The following is a 20,384-nucleotide window of genomic DNA, read 5'->3' as shown; positions in this document are numbered from 1 at the left end:
CCGGTCTTCCGGTGCGGGTGCGCGTTCCCTCTGGGACCCGCGCGGCCGGTCTGTCGGCGGTGGTCGCGAACCGGCCTCTTCGCCGGTCCGTTCGGGGCGTTGTCCACAGCTCGCGGCCCCGCCCTCTGGTCGCGATCTATCGCGTTTCGCTAGGCTGGCTCCGTGGACCTCGAAAAGCAGCCCGAACCCGCGTCCGAACCCACGCCCGGAAAGCCGCCGCAGGCGCAGCCGCAGCCCCAGGCGCCGCAGCCGGCCGTTCCCGCCGAGACCGGCTTCGCCGACCCGCGGGGCTCGTTGCGAGCCTCGGACGCGGACCGGGACCGGATCGCGGACATCCTCAGGGACGCCCTCGCGGAGGGGCGGCTCGATCCCGAGGAGCACTCGGACCGGATCGACGCCGTCCTCCGGGCCAAGACGGTGGGCGAGCTGGAGCCGATCGTCCGTGACCTGCCCGCGGCGGGAGCGGCGACCCGCCACGAGCCCGAGCCGGCCTACGCCTACGGGGCCGACGACCAGGACGGTCCGGCCGACAGCCTCGTCGCGATCTTCTCCAGCACCACCCGCAAGGGCCGTTGGCGGGTGGGCCGCAAGACGAACGCCTTCGCGCTCTTCGGGAACATCGAGATCGACCTGACCGAGGCGATCTTCGCCCAGCGGCTCACCACGATCAACGCCACCTCGATCTTCGGCAACGTCGAGGTGCGGGTCCCGGAGAACATCAGCCTGCGGGGCAACGGCAGCGGAATCTTCGGCAACTTCGAGGTCGTGACCCTGGAGGGCGTCGACCCCCAGGCCCCGGTCGTCGTCATCAACGGCTACTCGGTCTTCGGGAACGTGGAGGCGAGACCCAAGCGCGGCAAGTGGATCACCGACCTCCAGGGCAAGCTCCGCAAGCACCTCGGCCACTGACACCTCAACGGCTCACGGGGTGACCGGAATTCGCCCTCGGTTGTCCGCAGAGCGGAACGGCGCGGGACGCGGTGCATAGGCGCGCGCACAGCGGGTAAGGCTGGGGCATCGCCGCTCGCTCGCGAAGTCGTCGTCAGGAGTAGACCGTGCTGCAACCGCCGCATCAGCCCCTCCAGGTCGCCGCCGTGCCCCCTCAGCGCGCCCCTGCCCGGGAGGACGAGGCCGGTCCCTGGCACGCGGAGGCGGTGTGCCGCCGGGACGAGGCCGGGCTGTTCTTCGCCCCGTCCAAGGAGCCGACCGCCGCGCGGCTGGCGCGTGAGGCGGCGGCGAAGCGGGTCTGCGGGCGCTGTCCTGTGATGGTCGAGTGCCGGGAGCACGCGCTGCTCCAGCCCGAGCCGTACGGGGTGTGGGGCGGGCTGACCGCGGCGGAGCGCCGCGTCGCCCTGGCCCGGCGCCGGCGGCGCGAGGTGGAACTGAGGAAGGCGGCCGCGACGGAGCGGATCGCCCAGGCGGGCTGAGGGCTGACGAGAGCGGACCCCGCCGTCGTCCCGTACGGGAAGGGGCGCCCCCACCGCACATGGGGGCGCCCCTCTTCGTACCCGTAAGGCCAGCTCAGCTCAGCTCGGCCTGGCTCAGCTCGACTCGGCCCGGCTCAGCTCGCCCGGATTCGGGTCAGTTCGCGCGATCGAAGTCGATCTTGCTGTACGCGCGCAGCTTCGAGAGCCGGTGCGTGGAGTCGATCTGGCGGATCGTGCCGGACTTCGAGCGCATGACGAGCGACTGCGTGGTCGCCGTCTCGGCGCGGTAGCGGACCCCGCGCAGCAGCTCCCCGTCGGTGATGCCGGTCGCGACGAAGAACACGTTGTCGCCGCTGACCAGGTCGTTCGTGGAGAGGACCCGGTCCAGGTCGTGGCCCGCGTCGAGCGCCTTCTGCCGCTCGGCCTCGTCCTTCGGCCACAGCTTGCCCTGGATCACACCGCCGAGGCACTTGATGGCGCAGGCGGAGATGATGCCCTCGGGGGTGCCGCCGACGCCCATGAGCATGTCGACGCCGGTGCCCTCGCGGACGGCCATGATCGAACCGGCGACGTCGCCGTCCGAGATGAACTTGATCCGGGCCCCGGTCTCGCGGATCTCCTTGACGATGCCCTCGTGACGGGGGCGGTCCAGGATCATGACCGTGATGTCCTCGGGCGAGGAGTTCTTCGCCTTGGCGACCCGGCGGATGTTGACCGAGACGGGGGCGTTGATGTCGACGAAGTCGGCGGCCTCGGGGCCGGTGACCAGCTTGTCCATGTAGAAGACCGCGGACGGGTCGAACATGGTGCCGCGGTCGGCGGCGGCCAGGACGGCGATCGCGTTCGGCATGCCCTTGGCGTTGAGCGTGGTGCCGTCGATCGGGTCGACGGCGATGTCGACCTCGGCGCCGGTGCCGTCGCCGACCCGCTCGCCGTTGAAGAGCATGGGGGCTTCGTCCTTCTCGCCCTCGCCGATGACGACCACGCCGTTCATCGAGACGGTGGAGATCAGGGTCCGCATGGCGTTGACCGCCGCGCCGTCCGCGCCGATCTTGTCCCCGCGGCCGACCCAGCGGCCGGCGGCCATGGCGGCGGCCTCGGTGACGCGGACCAGCTCGAGGGCGAGGTTGCGGTCGGGGGCCTCGGGGGAGACCACGAGCTCGGGCGGCAGATTCTGCTGCTCGGTCATCGGAACGCACCTTTCTGTACGGCGACGGCCGGTTAAGGGAGGGTGCTGCGACTCTATCGGTACGTCGACAAAATGAGCAGAGGGGCCCACGTATGAGCACGCGACCGTGATGCGACCATGGGGGCGTGGCAGGTATGCGAGGCAGGCAGACGGTACGCGGGATGTTCCAGTCCCTCGGGGTGATCTTGGTCGCCGCGGGAGTGATGTATCTCTTCATCCCGCACGACGAGAGCGCCGACCCGGTCAAGGCGAAGGACTACCGGGTCGAGCTCCTGACGGCTCAGCGGGCGGCGCCGTATCCGGTGCTGGCCCCCGAGGGCCTCGGAGAGGGGTGGAAGGCGACGGTCGTCTCGTACAAGCGGGACAACGCCGACGCCTGGCAGCTCGGCTTCCTCTCCCCGGACACGCAGTACGTGGCGATCCACCAGTCGACGGCGGCGGCGGGCACCTTCGTGCCGGACGTCACCCACCGGGCGAAGAACACCGGGAAGACGCAGACGGTGGCGGGCCAGGTCTGGCAGCGCTGGGAGGGCCCGAAGTACGACGCCCTCGTCCGCGTGGACGGCGGGGCGACGACGGTGGTGACCGGCACGGCGTCCTTCGAGCAACTGGCCGAGATGGCGGGCTCGCTCCGCTCGAAGAAGGTCTGAGCGCCGGTAGCGGTGCAGGCGTACGGGAAGGGCCCCGCACTCATGGAGTGCGGGGCCCTTCCTGCGTACCGTCAGTCCCGGTCTCGGGTGCCGGCTCAGACGGTGGTGACGACGTCCTCGTAGGACAGGCGCGGGGAGCGCGGGAACCAGGCGTCCTCGCCCGGCTTGCCGATGTTGACGACCATCAGCGGGGTGTGGTCGTCGTCCAGGAACTCCTTCTGGAGGCCGGCGAAGTCCAGGCCGGTCATCGGGCCCGCGGCCAGGCCGGCGGCGCGGACGCCCACGATGAAGTACGCGGCCTGGAGGGCGGCGTTCAGGACGGCGGACTGCTCGCGGGCCGGGCGCTCGGAGAAGAACATGTCCTTGGCCTGCGGGAAGTGCGGGAGCAGGGCCGGGAGCTCCTCGTGGAACTCGTTGTCGGCGGAGAGGATCGCGACGAGCGGGGCCGTGGCGGTCTTGGGCCGGTTGCCCTCGGCCATGTGCTTGACCAGGCGCTCGCGGGCCTCGGGGGAGCGGACCAGGGTGATGCGCAGCGGGGTCTGGTTGAAGGCGGTCGGGCCGTACTTCACCAGGTCGTAGATCGCCTGGACCTGCTCGTCGGTCACCGGCTCGTCGGCGAACGTGTTGGCGGTGCGGGCCTCGCGGAAGAGGAGGTCCTGGGCGGCGGGGTCAAGGGCGAGAGACATGCTGCGTACCTTCCGGACTGCAAAAGGGGAGTCGCTCGTACGGGGTTCAAGCGATGTCCTCGACAGTACGCCGATGATTGATGAAACTTCAACTATCCATCCGGATAGTGATCCGCTTCACTCGGAGTCTACGTCAGCTCCTGTCTCGACCGGGCCTTACGCCGGCTGCACTGTCTCCACGCCTAAGCCGGTTGCATTGTCCCCGCCGGGTCCTCGCCGGGGCCCCTCCGCCTAGGCCTTCACCCAGGCCCCCACCGGGCCTCCCCCGCCTAGGCCTCCCCCTCCGCCTCGGCCGCCCGCTCCGCCGCGAGCGAGGCGTCCAGCCGGGCCCTGGCCCCTTCGAGGCGGCGCCGGCAGACCTTCGCCAGCTCCTCGCCGCGCTCCCAGAGCGCGAGCGAGTCCTCGAGGGACGTCCCGCCCGCCTCGAGGCGCCGCACGACCTCGATCAGCTCGTCCCGCGCCTCCTCGTACCCGAGCGCCGCCTCGTCCGCACCCGTCCCCGCATCCGTACCCGCTCCCGCTGCCATGTGCCGCTCCACCCTCCGTGTCCGGTTCTCTCTGCCCTGCATGCTCTCTGGATGTTCGCTCAGGCCGGGTCGGCCACGCGACGCACCGCGAACTCGCCCTCCGCGACCCGCGCCCGCAGCTCCTCGCCCTCCGCGGCCTCCTCCGGCGAGCGGACCACCGAGCCGTCCGCCCGCTGGAGCACCGCGTACCCCCGCTCCAGCGTCGCGGCGGGCGACAGCGCCCTGACCCGCGCCCGCGTGTGCGACAGCTCGGAGTCCGCCCGGTCCAGGAGGTGCCCGAGGACCCGCCGGCTCCGGGCGAGCAGCGCCGCCACCTCGTCCTCGCGGACCTCGACCATGCGCTGCGGGTGCTCCATGACGGGCCGCGCGAGCGCGTGCGCGAGGCCGCGCTCCTCCCGGTCGAGGAGCCCCCGGACCGTCCGCAGCGCCCGGTCCCGCAGCCCGCGCACCCGCTCCAGCTCCTCGCCGACGTCCGGCACGACCTTCTTGGCCGCGTCCGTCGGCGTCGAGGCGCGCAGGTCGGCCACCAGGTCGAGGAGGGGCGCGTCCGGTTCGTGCCCGATCGCCGAGACCACCGGCGTACGGCACTCGGCCACGGCCCGGACGAGCTGCTCGTCCGAGAACGGCAGCAGGTCCTCCACGCTGCCGCCGCCGCGGGCGACGATGATCACGTCCACGTCCTCGTGCGCGTCGAGCTCCTTGACCGCCTGGACGACCTGCGGGACCGCCTTCACGCCCTGCACCGCCACGTTCCGCACCTCGAAGGCGACGGCGGGCCAGCGGCGCCGCGCGTTCTCCAGGACGTCCCGCTCCGCCGCCGACGCACGGCCGCAGACGAGCCCGATCCGGTGCGGCAGGAACGGCAGCGGCTTCTTCCGGTCGAGCGCGAACAGCCCCTCGGCCGCCAGGCTCCGCTTCAGCTGCTCCAGGCGGGCGAGCAGCTCGCCGATCCCGACCGGCTTGATCTCCACCGCCCGCAGCGACAGCTGCCCGCGCGGCGCGTACCACTCGGGCTTCGCGTGCACGACGACCCGGGCGCCCTCCGACACGATGTCCGCGACGGCGTCGAAGACCTGGCGGTAGCAGGTGACGCCGATGGAGATGTCGTACGAGGGATCCCGCAACGTCAGGAAGACGACCCCGGCGCCGGGGCGCCGCGAGAGCTGCGTGATCTGCCCCTCGACCCAGATCGCCCCGAGCCGGTCGATCCACCCCCCGATCAGCCGGGAGACCTCACCGACGGGAAGCGGTGCTTCGGCGGACGTGTTCAGACCCATGGACCGAGCGTAACGGCGCGGTACGACAACGTCAGGACCGCACGGCGCGGTGACGCGCCGCGCGACCGGCGGCGCACTGAGGTCCGCGCCCCTACCGCTCCACCGGTGTCCGCGTCGCGCCCTGCACGGCGAGCACCACCAAGCCCACCCCCAGCCACACCACACCCACCACCTGCGCCGCGGCCGAGGCCTCGACGATGACCGCGATCAGGATCAGTGCGCCGAGCACCGGAAGGACGACGTGCTTCAGCCAGTGCGGCGGCCCCTCCGCCCTCCGTACCGCGAACCAGCCCACCACGCTCGCGTGCAGCAGGACGAAGGCGGTCAGGGCGCCGACGTCGACGACCGACACCAGATGGTCGAGGCCGTCGTCCCGGCGGGCCGCCCACACCGCCGCGATCATCGTCACCGTCGCGGCCACGAGCAGCGCCACCCGGGGCACGCCGCCGTCCGTCCGGGCGAGCACGTGCGGCAGGCGCCGGTCGCGGCCCATCGCGAAGAGGAGCCGGCCCCCGGCCGCCTGCCCGGCGAGCGCCGCGAAAGCCGCGCCGATTGCCTTGGACACGGCCACGAGGTCGTGCAGCCAGCTGCCGACCGAGGTCTCCACGGCGTCGTAGAAGGCCGAGCCCTGCTTCCCGGGATCCGCCGCGAGGTCGGCGGAGGAGACCGGTTCGAGGAGCGCGACCAGCCAGGCCTGCGCCACGAAGAGGACACCCGCGAGGGCCAGGCAGAACAGCACCGCCCGCGCCACCTTCGCCGAGCCGCCCGTGACCTCCTCCGCGAAGGAGGCGATCGCGTCGAAGCCCAGGTAGGAGAGGACGGCCACCGACACCGCGCCCACCACCGCCGCGAGGGAGAACGTCACGTCACCGGTGAGCGGCGACCACCAGTCGCGCTGTGCCCCGTCCCGTACGAGCACCACCACGGCCGAGACCACGAAGACGAGCAGCACGATGATCTCCATCGCGAGCACGGCGAAGCCGACCCGGGCCGCGGCCCGTACGCCCCACAGGTTGAGCAGCGTGGTGACGACGACCGCGATCCCGGTCCACACCCACCGGTCCACCTCCGGCACGAGGGCCTCCATCGCGATGCCCGCGAAGAGGTAGGCGACGGCGGGGATGAGCAGGTAGTCGAGCATCGCCATCCAGCCGGCGATGAAACCCGGCCCTTCTCCGAGGCCTTTACGCGCGTACGTGAAGACGGAACCGGCCTGCGGGGCGACCCGTACCATCTGCGCGTAACTGAACGCCGTGAACGCCATGGCGACGGTGGCCACGACGTACACGAGTGCGACCGCGCCGCCGGACTTGGCGTCGAGCGTGCCGAAGACGCCGACGGGCGCCATGGGGGCGATGAAGAGCAGGCCGTAGACGACCAGGTCGCGGAACCCGAGATTCCGACGAAGCGCCGTATGGTCCCCGCGCCCCGCGTGTTCCCCGCGCCCCGGATCTCCCCCGCGCCCCGCCACCTGCGATTCCTCGGCCATGGCGACAGTTTCGGCCACGGCACCGATCAAACCGCTCACCGACGCGGCCTTACGATGGGACGCATGACTGCAACGCCCGCGCCGACGCCCGAGTCCGCCCCCGCGACGAACCGTCCGAAGCGTGTCCTGCTCGCCGCACCCCGCGGCTACTGCGCGGGCGTGGACCGTGCCGTGATCGCCGTGGAGAAGGCCCTGGAGCAGTACGGGGCGCCGATCTACGTCCGGCACGAGATCGTCCACAACAAGTACGTCGTCCAGACCCTGGAGCGGAAGGGCGCCATCTTCGTCGACCAGGCGACCGAGGTGCCGCCGGGCAACATCGTGATGTTCTCCGCGCACGGCGTCGCCCCGTCCGTCCACGAGGAGGCCCGCGAGGGTCAGCTCAAGACCATCGACGCGACCTGCCCGCTTGTCACCAAGGTCCACAAGGAAGCCGTCCGCTTCGCCAACGACGACTTCGACATCCTCCTCATCGGCCACGAGGGCCACGAGGAGGTCATCGGCACCTCCGGCGAGGCCCCCGACCACATCCAGCTGGTCGACGGCCCGGGCGACGTGGCCAAGATCGAGGTCCGCGACCCGTCCCGTGTCGTCTGGCTCTCCCAGACCACGCTCTCCGTCGACGAGACGATGGAGACGGTCGACGCGCTGAAGGAGAAGTTCCCGCAGCTGATCTCCCCGCCGTCCGACGACATCTGCTACGCCACGCAGAACCGCCAGATCGCCATCAAGGAGCTCGCCGGCCAGGCCGAGCTTGTCATCGTCGTCGGCTCGAGGAACTCCTCGAACTCGATCCGCATGGTCGAGGTCGCCAAGCAGGCCGGTGTCCCCGCCGCGTACCTCGTCGACTTCGCGAGCGAGATCGACGAGGCCTGGCTGGAGGGCGTGACCAGCGTCGGCCTCTCCTCCGGCGCCTCCGTCCCGGACGTCCTGGTGCAGGAAGTTCTGGAGTGGCTCGCGGAGCGCGGCTACGCGGACGTGGAGATCGTCAAGACGGCCGACGAGTCCCTCACCTTCTCGCTGCCCAAGGAGCTCCGCAACAAGGACCTGCGGGCCGAGGCGGCGAAGCTTCTCGCGGCTGCGCCTGTCAAGGAGTAACACCGCGCCACAGCCCTTACCGTAAGTCCATGAACGTCTTCGGAGTGGACATCGGCGGCTCGGGCATCAAGGGCGCCCCTGTGGACCTGGAGCGCGGAGCGCTCACCGAGGAGCGCCACAAGGTACTGACCCCGCAGCCCGCCACACCCGACGGTGTGGCGGGCTGCGTCGCGGAGGTCGTGGGGCACTTCGGGTGGACAGGACCGGTGGGGGTGACCTTCCCGGGCGTGGTCACGGGCTCGGTGATCCGGACGGCGGCGAACGTCGACCCGTCATGGATCGACGTCGACGCCGGCACCCTCCTGAGCGACCGCCTCGGCGGCCTCCCGGTGACCGTCCTCAACGACGCGGACGCGGCCGGGGTCGCGGAGATGACCTACGGCGCGGGCCGGGGCCGCAAGGGCACCGTGATCATGCTGACCCTGGGCACGGGCATCGGCTCGGCCCTCTTCGTCGACGGCCGCCTCGTCCCCAACACGGAACTGGGCCACCTGGAACTCAAGGGCCACGACGCGGAGACCAGGGCGTCGACGAAGGCCAAGGAGGACGAGGACCTCACCTGGGAACACTGGGCGACGCGCCGCGTAAGGAAGTACCTCGCGCACGTGGAGATGCTGTTCTCGCCGGAGCTCTTCATCATCGGCGGCGGGGTGAGCCGGAAGGCGGACAAGTTCCTGCCCCTGATCGAAGGCATCCGCGCGGAGATCGTCCCGGCGGAACTGCAGAACGACGCGGGGATCGTGGGGGCGGGGATGGCGGCGGGGGCGGTATGAGGGGGGCCGGAGGGCGGCGTACGTCCTGAGCGGAGGCGAGGGAGGGCCCGTACGGGAGGAACGTACGGGTCAGACGACGGGACGGCGGCGGGCGGCTCCGCCCCTCCCGCCGGCCGCACCGGTCCCGGCGCCCGGCGTCTCTTTGTCCACCGGGGCCATCGCGCGCGCGTGCTCCCGCCGACCCATCTCCCGCACCTTCCGTACGCTCGCGATGAGCCCGGCGACGAGGGTGCCGCCGTACAACCAGCCGGCGTGGACGGCGAGGGCGGTCACGACCGCCATGGCCTGACCGCCGAGGCCGCCGGAGCCGCCCGCGATGGGGACGACGCCGACGGCGAAGGCGATGGGGACGCCGATCGGGGCGGTGACGAGGTCGGCGGTACGGACCCACAGCGCGGTCAGGGCGCTGACCGGCAGGAACAGCAACCCGTACACGACCGGGGAGCCGTCGAGGAGCAGCCGGTCGAGGAAGCCGAGCGTCAGCATGACGGCGGAGGCGAAGAGCCCGGCGCCGAGCCCGGTGAGCCGGGGCGAGGGAAGCCGCCGGAGGGCGAGCACGACGGGCGGCACGGGCCGGCCGCCGGGCTCGGCACCGGGCGGCCGGCCGCCGGGCGCGCGGCCGGCGCCCTTGCCCGCCGGCCCCGCGGCGCCGGCGGGCTCGACGCGGGCGTCGCCGGGAGCCCGCCGGGCCCGTCCGTTCACGCGGTGGACGGCCGCACCCTCCACGAGCGCGCCGGGGGGCGTGACGGGCGGCGCGACGGGGTTTTGCGGCCGTCGGCGGCCTTGCGGCTGACTTGTCCTGTGCTGCTCCACCCCACCAACGTAGGTCGGGAGGGGGCGGGAAGCGGGTCCGGGACACGCCCTTTGGGTGACCTTGCCCCCGAGAACGACCGAAGGTCGGCGTCACTGGCCGGTTCGGCCCGCCCGTAAACTGGGGGATCGGCCCCCCGTCCACACTTCAGGAAGTCGCCACCGTGTCGCTCACGATCGGAATCGTCGGTCTGCCGAATGTCGGCAAGTCGACCCTGTTCAACGCCCTGACCAAGAACGACGTGCTGGCGGCCAACTACCCGTTCGCCACGATCGAGCCCAACGTCGGCGTCGTCGGCGTCCCCGACGCCCGCCTCACCAAGCTCGCGGAGATCTTCAGCTCCCAGCGCGTCCTCCCGGCGACGGTCGACTTCGTCGACATCGCGGGCATCGTGCGCGGCGCGAGCGAGGGTGAGGGCCTCGGCAACAAGTTCCTGGCGAACATCCGCGAGTCGGACGCCATCTGCCAGGTCATCCGCGCCTTCAAGGACGAGAACGTCGTACACGTCGACGGCAAGGTCTCGCCGAAGGACGACATCGAGACGATCAACACGGAGCTGATCCTCGCGGACCTCCAGACGATCGAGAAGGTCCTCCCGCGCCTCCAGAAGGAGATGCGGATCAAGAAGGACACGGCGCCGAAGGTCGCGGCGGTCGAGGCCGCCCAGGCGATCCTGGAGCGCGGCGACACCCTCTTCTCGCAGGGCATCGTGCAGGGCACGGAGAAGACGGAGCTCCTCCACGACCTCCACCTCCTCACCACCAAGCCGTTCCTCTACGTGTTCAACGTGGACGAGGACGAACTGACGGACGACGCGTTCAAGGCCGAGCAGAGCGCCCTCGTCGCCCCGGCGGAGGCGATCTTCCTCAACGCCAAGCTGGAGCAGGACCTCGCCGAGCTGGACGAGGAGGACGCCATGGAGCTCCTCCAGTCCGTCGGCGCCGAGGAGCCGGGCCTGGCCACCCTCGCCCGCGTCGGCTTCGCCACCCTCGGCCTCCAGACCTACCTGACGGCCGGCCCGAAGGAATCCCGCGCCTGGACGATCAAGCAGGGCGCGACGGCCCCCGAGGCGGCCGGTGTCATCCACACCGACTTCCAGAAGGGCTTCATCAAGGCCGAGGTCATCTCCTTCGCCGACCTCGTCGAAACAGGCTCGGTAGCCGACGCCCGCGCAGCCGGCAAGGCCCGCATGGAGGGCAAGGAGTACGTCATGCAGGACGGCGACGTGGTGGAGTTCCGCTTCAACGTGTAGCAGTCCCGTCACCGGCGTTAAATGCTCTCGTCGAGCGTGGCAGGTCAGAAGGGGTCGGCTCCTCCGGGAGCCGACCCCTTCGGCGTCACCGCTCTGGATGGTGCCGGATGTTCTGAAGCTCTGTCCGAGCCTCGAGCCGGAAGACGGTCCGGTACTCGGCCGCCGGTGAGGGTGGCGTGGGCTGTGCCACCTATCCGTGCAGGAGTCCCGTGCTTTCGGTCGAGTGTCGGTGGGTCGGTCCCTTAGCATCGTCGTCTGCTCACACACGGACGAGGGGGTCCCATGATGCGCGTTCGCATCGAAAGTGACGGCGAGAAGCTGGCTTTGACGGAGCTTCAGGGGTGGCTGGCTCGGGATCCGAATGCGCGGAGGCTGTCCGTCACCCCCGTCTCCACGCCCGGGCCCACCATGGGCACGCTGGACGCGTTGGAAATCGTTCTGGGATCCGTCGGCGACATCGCGAACTTCGCGGTGGGCTACGCCGGCTGGCGGCTCGCACGCGCCAGGGGCGGGACCCGGGGCGCGCGCACGCTGACCTTCGGGGGCACGACGGTCGACATCAGCCATCTCGATGCGGAGCAGTTGGCGGAGCTGCTGCGCCGCCTGGAGGCCGGAGAGGCGGGCGACGACGCCGCCCAGTCATGACCGACCGGTCGGGCCCATGCTCCCGGGCAGTCTTCTTCGGCGTCCATGACTACGAGGAGTTCCCCAAGCTCGAAGGAGTCGCCAAGAACATCCCCGCACTGCTCGACCAGTTGACGGACCCCGAGATGGAGGCGCTCGGCAGGGGGGACTGCAACGTCCTTTCCGCCGGCAGCACGCGGACCGATTTTCTCGGGGCCGTCCACGCCGCCGCCACCGAGGCCTCCGACCTGCTTCTCATCTACTTCGCCGGGCACGGTCACTACTCCCGGGACATGCAGGACCTGCTCCTTGCCACGCAGAAGTCCAGCGATCTGCACCCCTTCTACTCGGTCGAGTACAGCCAGCTCAGGGCGCAGGTCGTGGACTCCCGGGCACGGCACAAGGTCGTCATCATCGACTGCTGCCACAGCGGGTTCGCCTTACGCATGGGCGGCGGGGACCCGGCGGACGAGGGTGAGGCGTTCGCCATCGAGGGGGCCTGTGTCCTCACCTCGGCCGCGGAGACCGAGGAGTCGCTCTGCCTCCCGGACGGCAGCGTGTTCACCCGCGCTCTGGTGGACGTACTCCAGGAGGGCATCACGGGGCCTCTGGACAACAAGGGGCGCAGGGGCGAGGAACAGAGCCACCTCCTGACCGGTGATGTCCTCCAGGTCCTCAGGACCAGGCTGAAGGGCCGGGTGGTGGACAAGAAGCGGGTGCCCGAGCCCCGCATCGCCTGCCTCGGCGAGGGCGACCAGATCCCGCTCGCCCGCAATCGGGCCTATACCGGTGAGAAGCCCGCGGCCACGTCCGGGGCCGGGGTCGCGGACCAGGCGTCGTCTCCCGGTCCCGATCCGCTGCTTCCCGTGATCGCCCAGGAGCGTTACGTCGCGGGGCTCGGTGCATTCGAGCGGAACCTCACCCCCGAATGTCTTCCCTACGTGTCCCCGGGGAAGGAGCACGAGACCGAGCGGTCACGGTTGTTCCGCCGCCTTCGCGAGTCCGACGGCCGGGGCGTCCTGCTGATCGGTGCGGCCGGCACCGGTAAGACCCGGACGGTCCTCGAGGTGGGACGGCTGGCGCTGGACAAGGAGTGGCGTGTGCTGCATCTGCGTCCCAGCGGAAAGGAGGACGTCACCGCCGAGATCATCCGCCAGGTGCTGGCCGAGGACACCCCGGCCCTGGTGGTCATGGACTATCTCAACCACTACTTCGTGCAGGACGACGACAACCCCCGGCTCGACCTGACCACACTCCGGCACAGCCTCCTGCCGGAGGCGCGCCGCAAGGGGATCAAGGTCGCCCTGCTCGCCACGGCTCGGCCCGGGTGGTTGCGCAAAATGAACCAGCTCCACCTGTACGAGCTCTTCGACGAGGTCGATCTGCGGCAGGACGAGGAATTCCAGCGGCTGGTGGCGGAGCAGGCGCTGACCAGAATGGCGCCCACGGCCATCGACCGGTTCGGCCTGGACCGGATGTGGGAGATCTGCGGCCACCGTCCCATCATCGCGCTGCTTGTCGCCCGTGAGGTGGAGCGTCGGGTGACGACCGGCGGCCTGCGGGACCTGTCCGGTCTGCGGGCGAGTGGTGACCTGTCCACCTGGCTCCGAAGCCGGCTGGGGGAGGACGACCTCGCTGTCATGCAGAGCAAGGGGACCCGCCAGGGAGGGACCGCCTTCCATCGGGTCTCGGCCGCCGCGGCCGCGGCGGCCGCCTGTCCGCAGGTGTACGCCGAGGTGGTCGCGACCGCCCAGGCGTCGCTGCCCGAGGCCTCCGAGGGCACGCTGGAGGCGGAGGAGGTGGTGGAAACCCTGCTCGACCTGGGCTGGTTGCAGCGCGAAGACCAGACCGACATGGTGACCACCGCCCACGACATCGTCTGCGACCAGCTTGTCGAGTCGGTGATCTTCCCCCCTGGTTCCCGCAGACCGGACCGGCGGAGGACCTTGTCGCTGCTGAGCGGCTCTCTCACCAGCCCCCGGACGCTCGGGCGCTACGCGACGAACCTCGCCCGGTTGATGAACGACCTGGCGCCCCAGCCCCTGGCCTCCGTGTCGGAGCTGCTGGACCGCTGGTTCGCGGACAACTCCTCGGCCATCGGCGATGTCATGCGGCGCGACGCCGACGCGGGCGGTTACGCCCTCGGGGCGCTCGTCCACGGGCCGCCCTGGTCGCAGGCCGCGGTACGGAACTGGCAGGAGATCGCCGGCCCCTGGCTCGAGGAGTACGGCGACACGACAGATGCCCGTCACCTCCTCCACAGCGGCCTGTCGCATCTGCCTGCCGACAGCGCGGCCCTGCTCGTCCCGGCGGCACTGCGCTGGCTGGAGGCGTACGGCTGGCGGCAGGATGCCAGCTATGTCCTGGGCCCGCTGCTCAGCAGAACGGACCTGCCGGCCGAACTGAGCCCGTCCCTCGAGAACGCGGTCGGCTGGGTGAATCTCCACGGTCAGTCCCAGGGAGCCCACTTCGTCCTGAGCGCCCTGGTCGCCCGCGGCGACCTCACCGTCCAGCAGGCGAGGAAGGCCGTCCCCGCGGCTCTGCGGTGGTGCGAACGATCGAGGGCCGCGCGGCAGACCGGACTGGTTCTGCATCCCCTCCTGGGCCGGAAGGACCTGACCGACGACGAAGTGCGCCGCGCGATCGCGGAAGCGTACGACTGGGTGGGGCGCCACATCACCTTCGAGATCTCGTCGAAGGTCCTGCTCGCGCTGGTGAACCACCCCGACCTACCGCGCGAGGAGCTCCGTTACGCCGTCACGCTGGCGCTCGAGTGGCTGGAGCACCACTGGGACAGCCAGCGCGCCAACTGGATCCTGCACCCGGTACTGGGCATGCACGGAGCGAGCAAGCCGCAGATCCGGCAGGCGATCACCCATGCGGTCGGGTGGCTGACGTCCCACGCGACGGAGACGGACGCCGACTACCTGATCGGTCGGCTGCTCGAGCACGACGACCTCCACCCCGAGGAGCGAGATCTCGTGGTCGGGGCCGCAGGCCGGTGGCTGGAGGCCTACGCGACGGAGAAGCACGGCGACTTCCTGATCGGTCGGCTGCTCGAGCGCGACGACCTCCACCCCGAGGAACGAGATCTCGTGGTCGGATTCGGTGGCCGCTGGCTGGACGCCCACGCGACCGAGGCAGCCGCCAGTTTCATCCTGCCCAGGATGCTGACCCGGCTCGATCTCACCGACGAGCAGGCTCGACTGGCCATAGGGCAGGCGACGTCCTGGCTGGAACTGCACGGACACAGGGAATCGGCAGGGTATGTCCTGCAGCACCTGCTCAAGCGGGAGGACATTCCCGCCTACGAGGCCCGTCGGGCCGCCACCTTCGCCAACGAATGGCTGTCGCAGCACAAGGAGGCCAAGGACGCCAGTTATGTCCTGCCTGGCCTGCTGGCCCGATCCGACCTCACCGACGAGCAGGCGGACCAGGCTGTCGTCTCGGCGATCTCCTGGCTGCGCATCCACGGCCTCGACGACACGGCCGATCGCGTTCTGCGGCAGCTTCTCCTCCGGGCCGGCCTCCCGTCCGACCCGGTACGGTTCGCCGCCCGCCGCACCGCCCAATGGCTGGAGCAGCACCGGGAGCGGAGGAGCGCGGGCTACCTGCTCGGTGCCCTCCTCGCACGCGACGACCTCACAGCGCAGGAGGCCGCAACCGGCGTACAGGAGGGCCTGACGTGGCTGGGGCGGCACTGCCCGGGACCCGGGACCGATCGCCTTCTGCCGGAGCTGCTCGGGCGGCCCGAACTTTCGCCCGAGCAACGTGCACAGGCCATCGCCTTCTCCGAGGTCTGGGAGCGGCGGAACACCGGCACCCAGATGGAGGCTCAGCAGCTCCAGAAGTCGCTCTCGGGCCGCACCCTGCGTACAGACGAGGAGAAGCTGCGGGCGCTCGTCTCAGGGGTGGAGTGGCTTGAGGAGAACGCCACGCAGGTGGAGGCGCTCTCTGTCCTGACCGCCGTCCTTGAGCATCCCATGCTGCAGCATTCCGAGTCGGCGGGGGAACTCACCCGTAGAGCCGTCACCTCGGCCCTGGACTGGCTGGAGGAGCACGGGGCGGACGTCACCGCCACGCACGTGATCCAGCGGCTGCTCAGGACACCCGAGATGTCGGACGGGCACCTCGACGCCGTGGTGGCGTACAGCCTGAAGTGGCTCCTGAGGTACGGGGAGCAACCTCGTGCCCGGCATGTGCTGGAGTTGCTCCTTTCCCACGCTGGTCTGGATGAGGCGCAGCTGGACGACAGCGCCCTTCTGGCCCTCGGTTGGCTGCGGTACTGCGGGTCCGAGCCCCAGGCCAGTTTCGTTTTGGAGCGACTGCTCAGGTGCACCGGCCTCGTGGCGGAGCGGGTGCGGGACACCGTCACGTTCGCCCGCACGTGGCTCACCCTGCATCACTCGATGAAGGAGGCGGGCTTCGTCCTTGAGCCCCTGCTGGCCCGGGACGACCTGGCGGATGACGAGTGGGAGTGGGTTTTTCCGCAGGCGATGGGCTGGCTGAGGGCCCACAGGACCAGCCGTGCGGCGCGGCACATCGTGGCCGGGCTCGCCACACACGACCGGATCGGGGGAGCTGACCTCGACGGACTACTGGACGCCGGTATCGCCTGGCTGGAGAGCCACAGCCATTCACCGCAGTTGCGCCGCACGCTGCGATCGCTGTTCGGCCGGACGGACCTGAGCCAGGACCAGACCGGGAGGCTGGCCGACTGCGGACTACGGTGGATCTCCCAGCAGGAGACGGCGAAGACCTGGCGCATGCTGGCCGTCCTCGCCGAGCGCTCGGACCTGCCGGCCGAACAGGCCGCGACGGTCGAATCGCTGGTGGTCACCCGGGTGTCGGCGGACCCCACCGCGTTCGACGTCAACTTTGTTCTGGAGTCCCGCCTGAGGCGTACAGACCTCACGCTGGCGCAGCGCACGAAGACGATCTCCTGGTCGCTCGCGTGGCTGGAGCGCCGCATGCCGGAATGGCGGTCCCGCTTCCTCCTCAGATCCCTGCTCGCGCTGGAGGATCTCTCGGTGGCCGAGACGCGTCGGGTTGCGGACTGGTCGATCGAGTGGCTGGAGCATTACACCGACGGCACCGCCGAGACGTTCGACGGCCAGGGCGCTGAAGCGGTCCTCGGCCCGCTTCGTTCGCTGGACCTCGACGAGGCGCAGCTGCGGCGGCTCGAGGTCTGCCTCCCGCAGCGGGAGGCGCCGGGCGGCATACCGGCGGGTGAGGCGCCTCCGGTGGGTTCGCCGATGTCCGCGATCCCCACGCCGCGCACCTCGGGGGAGGCGGAGAGCCCGTCCGGTGTGGTGTCCGGCACGGGTGAGACAACTGACGCGGGTGGTGGGTGACACACGGAGGACAGTTCCCTCAGGGAAAGGGAAGGTGCGCTACAGAGGATTGACATGGAACCGGGTCTTTCCTTGCCTCGTGTCGGCTGCGCGAAATACGTTCGTGTCACTCGAGACGGGGGCGATATGGCACGCGGATACGACACGACACGAGCGCCTTACGCGGTGGCCGGACTCGTGGAATGTGAGGGGTTCGCCTGTCGTGGCGGGAGTGGGCGGCGGGGGAGTGTCGTCGTGGGGGCGCGGCTCTGTTCGGGGTGTGTTCTCGCGCTTGTCGGCGGGCTGCGGCGGCTGCCGCGGCTTTACGACGAGTGCGGGCTGCTTCTCGGTGGTGCCGACCGGCCGCGCGAGCGTACGTCCGGTGGCGGGTGCGCGCCCGGGCTGCCCTTCAACACCGCCGCCGCCGAGGCCCGCTCCGTCATCGTCGGTGTGCTGCGGTCCTGGGCGGGTCTTGTCGTCGGCGAGCGGGTCGTGGCCGCGCCCCGGGACGCCGTGGCCGACGTCGTCGCGTTCCTGATCCGGCACGCCGGATGGCTCGCCGCCCACGACGCCGCGGGCGAGCTGTGCGAGGAGGTCGCGCGAGCGGTTCGCCGGGCGCGGTACGTGGTCGACCCGTCCCCCGGCCGGGGGATGAGCGTCGGGACGTGCGTCGTGGCGGACTGCGAGGGTGGGCTCACGGCCGTCGTGCGGGACGGCCGGGCCGATCCTCCGGTCGAGATCAGCTGCTCCGCCGTTCCCGCGCACCGCTGGTCCGCGCAGGAGTGGATGGCGCTCAGCGGCGGCGCTTCCGCGGCGGAGGGGCCGGCCCTAACTGCGGTTCCGGCGCCACGGACCGTGCGATGGCTCAGTGCCCGGGACATCTCCCTGCTCTGGGGGATCGCCTCGGGCAGCGTCTACCGCCACGCCAGCGAACAGCAGTGGCGACGGCGCACGGGCAAGGGGCGCACCTTCTACCACGAGGAGGACGTCCTGCGGTGTCTCGGAGCGCGGGTGGGCGGCCGGGCCTCCCGGGGCTAGGAGGGGCCAGCGGTACGAGCGACCAGCAGTACAAGTGGGCACGGCCTTCGGGTCGTGCCCGCTTTTGTCTTCCGGTCGTTCCTTCCGGCCGTTCCTCGGCTGTTCTTCCGTCGTTCTTCCGCGGGTACGCGGTCCAGGAGACTTGTCAATTCTCTGACTCAGGCCTGTCGCTGCTTTGAGAAAGTGGCATTGACTTCCTCCGCTTCGTCGAAGAAGCTGTTCAGTAACTTCCTCAGCACTGTGCCGATTCACCGGGCTGAGAATATCGATCGCCTTTTTTCTTTTTCTTTTCTGTTCCCCGCATTCGCGACAGGCAGACAGCTGAGGGCATTCACATGCGGATTCTTTTCGCGGTCGCACCGCTGACCGCTCACCTGTACCCCAGCGTCCCGCTGGCATGGGCGCTGCAGAGCGCCGGACATGAGGTGCGGGTGGCCAGCAACGACGGCCTCGTCGAGGAGATCACCGCGGCCGGGCTCACGGCGGTGGGGCTCGGTGAGCGCACCTCGCCGCCCGAGCCGATCACCGACGAGGAGCTGGACCGCTTCAGCGACGCGCTCGGTTTTGAGGCCGGCTCCGACTTCGACGAGCTCTGGCGGGCGACCCGTTACTACCTGGTGGCCGCGTGCAAGCGGTACCACCCGGACGGCGAGGGGCGGCCGGAGCTCGCCGACCGTCTGGTCGAGGCCGCCCGGAGCTGGCGGCCCGACCTGGTGATCTGGGATCCGGCGTGCCCGGCGGGCGCGGTCGCGGCCCGCGAGTGCGGGGCCGCGTCGGCGCGGATGATGTGGGGCCCCGACTACTTCGGCTGGATCCGCGGGCGCCTGGCCGAGCGCATGGCCGACCCCGCCTCCGGGGTGCGCGCGGACACGGATCCGCTGGCGGCGACGCTGGCGCCGGTCTTCGGGCGGTTCGGTCACGAATTCTCCGACGAGCTGCTGCTCGGCGACTTCACCGTCGACCCGCTGCCCTCGCAGCTGCCGAGGCCGGACGGTCTGCGCCGGGTCCCGATGCGCTGGGTGCCGTACACCGGCGCGGGTCCGGTCCCCGACTGGCTGGCGCGGCCGCCGGCCCGGCCCCGGGTCTGTCTGACGCTGGGCGTCACCGGGCGTACGGTCCACGACGGCCGGGACGAGCGGGTCGCGGCCGCCTTCGAGGCGGTCGCCGGGATGGACGTCGAGGTGGTCGCCACGGTCAACGCGGCCCAGCTGGGCACGGATCTCGCCGTCCCCGACAACGTGCGGATCGTGGACTACCTCCCGCTGACCCAGGTGATGCCGACCTGCTCCGCGGTCGTCCACCACGGCGGCTTCGGCACGTTCTTCGCCGCAGCGGTCCACCGGGTGCCCCAGATGATCGTGCGGGAAGATCTGGGCAGCGGGCTGAACAGCACCCGCTACCTGGAGGCCAGGGGAGCGGGCGTGACCCTCCACGCCGACGGCCTCACCGCGGCCGAGGTGGGCAAGCAGCTCTCCCGGCTGTTGACGGAGCCGTCGTTCCAGGAGGGGGCGGCCGCCGTCCACGCGGACATCACGGCCGCACCCGGGCCGGGCGAACTCGTACCGGTTCTGGAGCGGCTGACCGCTCAGTACCGCGAGCGGGGTTGACGGGCGATGCGTGTGGTCGAGACGCGGGTTCCCGGCGCGTTCGTGTTCACCCCGGACCAGATCCCCGACGCGCGGGGTGTGTTCTTCGAGTCCTTCCGCCACGACCTCGTCGAGGACGCGGTGGGCCGTCCGTTCCGGCCGGCGCAGATCAACTACTCGACCTCCGCGCGCAACACGCTGCGCGGCCTCCACGGGGTCGCGGTGCCGCCCGGGCAGGCCAAGTACGTGACGTGCGTGCGGGGGGCGGCCCGCGACATCGTCGTCGACCTGCGGGTCGGCTCACCGACCTTCGGGGAGCACCACGAGACCCTGCTCGACGCCGAGTCGGGGCGGGCGGTGTACGTGCCGGAGGGCGTCGGCCACGGGTTCCTGACGCTCACCGACGACACCTGCATCTGTTACGTGGTCTCCACCCTGTACGTACCGGGCACGCAGATCGACATCGACCCCCTCGATCCCGATCTGGCGCTTCCCTGGGGGTTCAGCGAGTCGCCGCTGATGTCGGAGAAGGACGCGAAGGCGCCCCGCGTGCGGGAGGCGCGCGCCTCGGGGCTGCTCGCCGACTGGCACGACGTCCGCTGACCCCGAACACCACTTGACCTC

17 protein-coding genes are annotated in these 20,384 nt (G+C 70.8%); 11 read left to right on the top strand and 6 right to left on the bottom strand.

All coding sequences use genetic code 11. From position 1 onward, the window contains the following. Window positions 1-162: 162 nt before the first annotated feature. Together ACIRB7_RS00945 and ACIRB7_RS00940 are read left to right on the top strand one after the other, a co-directional pair. Window positions 163-909, top strand: a complete 747-nt coding sequence (locus ACIRB7_RS00945; RefSeq protein WP_403590488.1) for a DUF1707 domain-containing protein — start codon at window positions 163-165, stop codon at window positions 907-909. Between the two features lie 146 nt (window positions 910-1,055). Next, window positions 1,056-1,427 (top strand): WhiB family transcriptional regulator, encoded by a 372-nt coding sequence (locus ACIRB7_RS00940; protein WP_056551586.1) that lies wholly within the window; start codon window positions 1,056-1,058, stop codon window positions 1,425-1,427. Between the two features lie 154 nt (window positions 1,428-1,581). Here the strand turns inward: ACIRB7_RS00940 and glpX are convergent, their stop codons facing one another. After that, entirely contained in the window at window positions 1,582-2,616 is a 1,035-nt protein-coding gene (gene glpX / locus ACIRB7_RS00935; RefSeq protein ID WP_351217226.1) for a class II fructose-bisphosphatase, read from the bottom strand. 125 nt (window positions 2,617-2,741) lie between these two features. Between glpX and ACIRB7_RS00930 the strand changes: the two genes are divergently transcribed. After that, window positions 2,742-3,266, top strand: a complete 525-nt coding sequence (locus tag ACIRB7_RS00930; RefSeq protein WP_403590483.1) for a DUF4245 domain-containing protein — start codon at window positions 2,742-2,744, stop codon at window positions 3,264-3,266. A gap of 95 nt (window positions 3,267-3,361) precedes the next feature. On the opposite strand, the gene ACIRB7_RS00925 is transcribed toward ACIRB7_RS00930, so the two are convergent. The 4 genes from ACIRB7_RS00925 to ACIRB7_RS00910 all read right to left on the bottom strand — a co-directional run bounded on the left by ACIRB7_RS00925 (window position 3,362) and on the right by ACIRB7_RS00910 (window position 7,245). Further along, window positions 3,362-3,952 carry a malonic semialdehyde reductase gene (locus ACIRB7_RS00925; RefSeq protein WP_403590481.1) on the bottom strand — a complete coding sequence of 197 codons (591 nt, stop codon included), beginning with the start codon at window positions 3,950-3,952 and terminating at the stop codon, window positions 3,362-3,364. A gap of 269 nt (window positions 3,953-4,221) precedes the next feature. Next, entirely contained in the window at window positions 4,222-4,479 is a 258-nt protein-coding gene (locus ACIRB7_RS00920; RefSeq protein ID WP_403590478.1) for an exodeoxyribonuclease VII small subunit, read from the bottom strand. A gap of 59 nt (window positions 4,480-4,538) precedes the next feature. Further along, a complete protein-coding gene (xseA, locus tag ACIRB7_RS00915; protein ID WP_403590476.1) occupies window positions 4,539-5,756 on the bottom strand; it encodes an exodeoxyribonuclease VII large subunit in 1,218 nt (405 codons plus the stop codon). A gap of 91 nt (window positions 5,757-5,847) precedes the next feature. After that, complete coding sequence (locus ACIRB7_RS00910; RefSeq protein WP_403590473.1) at window positions 5,848-7,245, bottom strand: APC family permease; 1,398 nt, start codon at window positions 7,243-7,245, stop codon at window positions 5,848-5,850. A 54-nt stretch (window positions 7,246-7,299) separates the two neighbouring features. Here ACIRB7_RS00910 and ACIRB7_RS00905 point away from each other — a divergent pair, with 54 nt between their 5' ends. After that, window positions 7,300-8,343, top strand: coding sequence for a 4-hydroxy-3-methylbut-2-enyl diphosphate reductase (locus ACIRB7_RS00905; RefSeq protein ID WP_403590470.1), 1,044 nt, complete (start codon window positions 7,300-7,302; stop codon window positions 8,341-8,343). 29 nt (window positions 8,344-8,372) lie between these two features. Further along, window positions 8,373-9,116 carry a polyphosphate--glucose phosphotransferase gene (gene ppgK, locus ACIRB7_RS00900; RefSeq protein WP_403590467.1) on the top strand — a complete coding sequence of 248 codons (744 nt, stop codon included), beginning with the start codon at window positions 8,373-8,375 and terminating at the stop codon, window positions 9,114-9,116. Window positions 9,117-9,185: 69 nt separating this feature from the next. Here the strand turns inward: ppgK and ACIRB7_RS00895 are convergent, their stop codons facing one another. Then, the gene (locus tag ACIRB7_RS00895) at window positions 9,186-9,686 is read right to left on the bottom strand and encodes a DUF6542 domain-containing protein (RefSeq protein ID WP_403592421.1); all 501 of its coding nucleotides are present in this window, start codon (window positions 9,684-9,686) and stop codon (window positions 9,186-9,188) included. 404 nt (window positions 9,687-10,090) lie between these two features. Between ACIRB7_RS00895 and ychF the strand changes: the two genes are divergently transcribed. From ychF to ACIRB7_RS00865, 6 genes are all read left to right on the top strand, one after another. Beyond that, a complete protein-coding gene (gene ychF, locus ACIRB7_RS00890; RefSeq protein ID WP_403590465.1) occupies window positions 10,091-11,179 on the top strand; it encodes a redox-regulated ATPase YchF in 1,089 nt (362 codons plus the stop codon). 285 nt (window positions 11,180-11,464) lie between these two features. After that, window positions 11,465-11,824 (top strand): hypothetical protein, encoded by a 360-nt coding sequence (locus tag ACIRB7_RS00885; protein WP_403590463.1) that lies wholly within the window; start codon window positions 11,465-11,467, stop codon window positions 11,822-11,824. Next, entirely contained in the window at window positions 11,821-17,157 is a 5,337-nt protein-coding gene (locus tag ACIRB7_RS00880) for a caspase family protein (RefSeq protein ID WP_403590460.1), read from the top strand. The genes ACIRB7_RS00885 and ACIRB7_RS00880 overlap by 4 nt, the downstream gene beginning before the upstream one ends. Window positions 17,158-17,391: 234 nt before the next feature. Continuing rightward, window positions 17,392-18,174 (top strand): hypothetical protein, encoded by a 783-nt coding sequence (locus ACIRB7_RS00875; RefSeq protein ID WP_403590457.1) that lies wholly within the window; start codon window positions 17,392-17,394, stop codon window positions 18,172-18,174. 335 nt (window positions 18,175-18,509) lie between these two features. Then, window positions 18,510-19,781, top strand: a complete 1,272-nt coding sequence (locus ACIRB7_RS00870) for a nucleotide disphospho-sugar-binding domain-containing protein (RefSeq protein WP_403590454.1) — start codon at window positions 18,510-18,512, stop codon at window positions 19,779-19,781. A gap of 6 nt (window positions 19,782-19,787) precedes the next feature. Beyond that, window positions 19,788-20,363, top strand: a complete 576-nt coding sequence (locus tag ACIRB7_RS00865) for a dTDP-4-dehydrorhamnose 3,5-epimerase family protein (protein ID WP_403590451.1) — start codon at window positions 19,788-19,790, stop codon at window positions 20,361-20,363. The last annotated feature ends 21 nt before the right edge of the window (window positions 20,364-20,384 follow it).

Source organism: Streptomyces sp. NPDC093795, from assembly GCF_044764665.1.
Lineage (GTDB): Bacteria > Actinomycetota > Actinomycetes > Streptomycetales > Streptomycetaceae > Streptomyces.
This window is presented reverse-complemented; position numbering and strand designations above follow the sequence as displayed.

Bases quoted from the DNA above. Each gene is read 5' to 3' on its own strand.
- glpX (WP_351217226.1), bottom strand. From the start codon at position 2,616: ATGACCGAGCAGCAGAATCTGCCGCCCGAGCTCGTGGTCTCCCCCGAG.
- ACIRB7_RS00925 (WP_403590481.1), bottom strand. From the start codon at position 3,952: ATGTCTCTCGCCCTTGACCCCGCCGCCCAGGACCTCCTCTTCCGCGAG.
- ACIRB7_RS00920 (WP_403590478.1), bottom strand. From the start codon at position 4,479: ATGGCAGCGGGAGCGGGTACGGATGCGGGGACGGGTGCGGACGAGGCG.
- xseA (WP_403590476.1), bottom strand. From the start codon at position 5,756: ATGGGTCTGAACACGTCCGCCGAAGCACCGCTTCCCGTCGGTGAGGTC.
- ACIRB7_RS00910 (WP_403590473.1), bottom strand. From the start codon at position 7,245: ATGGCCGAGGAATCGCAGGTGGCGGGGCGCGGGGGAGATCCGGGGCGC.
- ACIRB7_RS00905 (WP_403590470.1), top strand. From the start codon at position 7,300: ATGGGACGCATGACTGCAACGCCCGCGCCGACGCCCGAGTCCGCCCCC.
- ppgK (WP_403590467.1), top strand. From the start codon at position 8,373: ATGAACGTCTTCGGAGTGGACATCGGCGGCTCGGGCATCAAGGGCGCC.
- ACIRB7_RS00885 (WP_403590463.1), top strand. From the start codon at position 11,465: ATGCGCGTTCGCATCGAAAGTGACGGCGAGAAGCTGGCTTTGACGGAG.
- ACIRB7_RS00880 (WP_403590460.1), top strand. From the start codon at position 11,821: ATGACCGACCGGTCGGGCCCATGCTCCCGGGCAGTCTTCTTCGGCGTC.
- ACIRB7_RS00870 (WP_403590454.1), top strand. From the start codon at position 18,510: ATGCGGATTCTTTTCGCGGTCGCACCGCTGACCGCTCACCTGTACCCC.
- ACIRB7_RS00865 (WP_403590451.1), top strand. From the start codon at position 19,788: ATGCGTGTGGTCGAGACGCGGGTTCCCGGCGCGTTCGTGTTCACCCCG.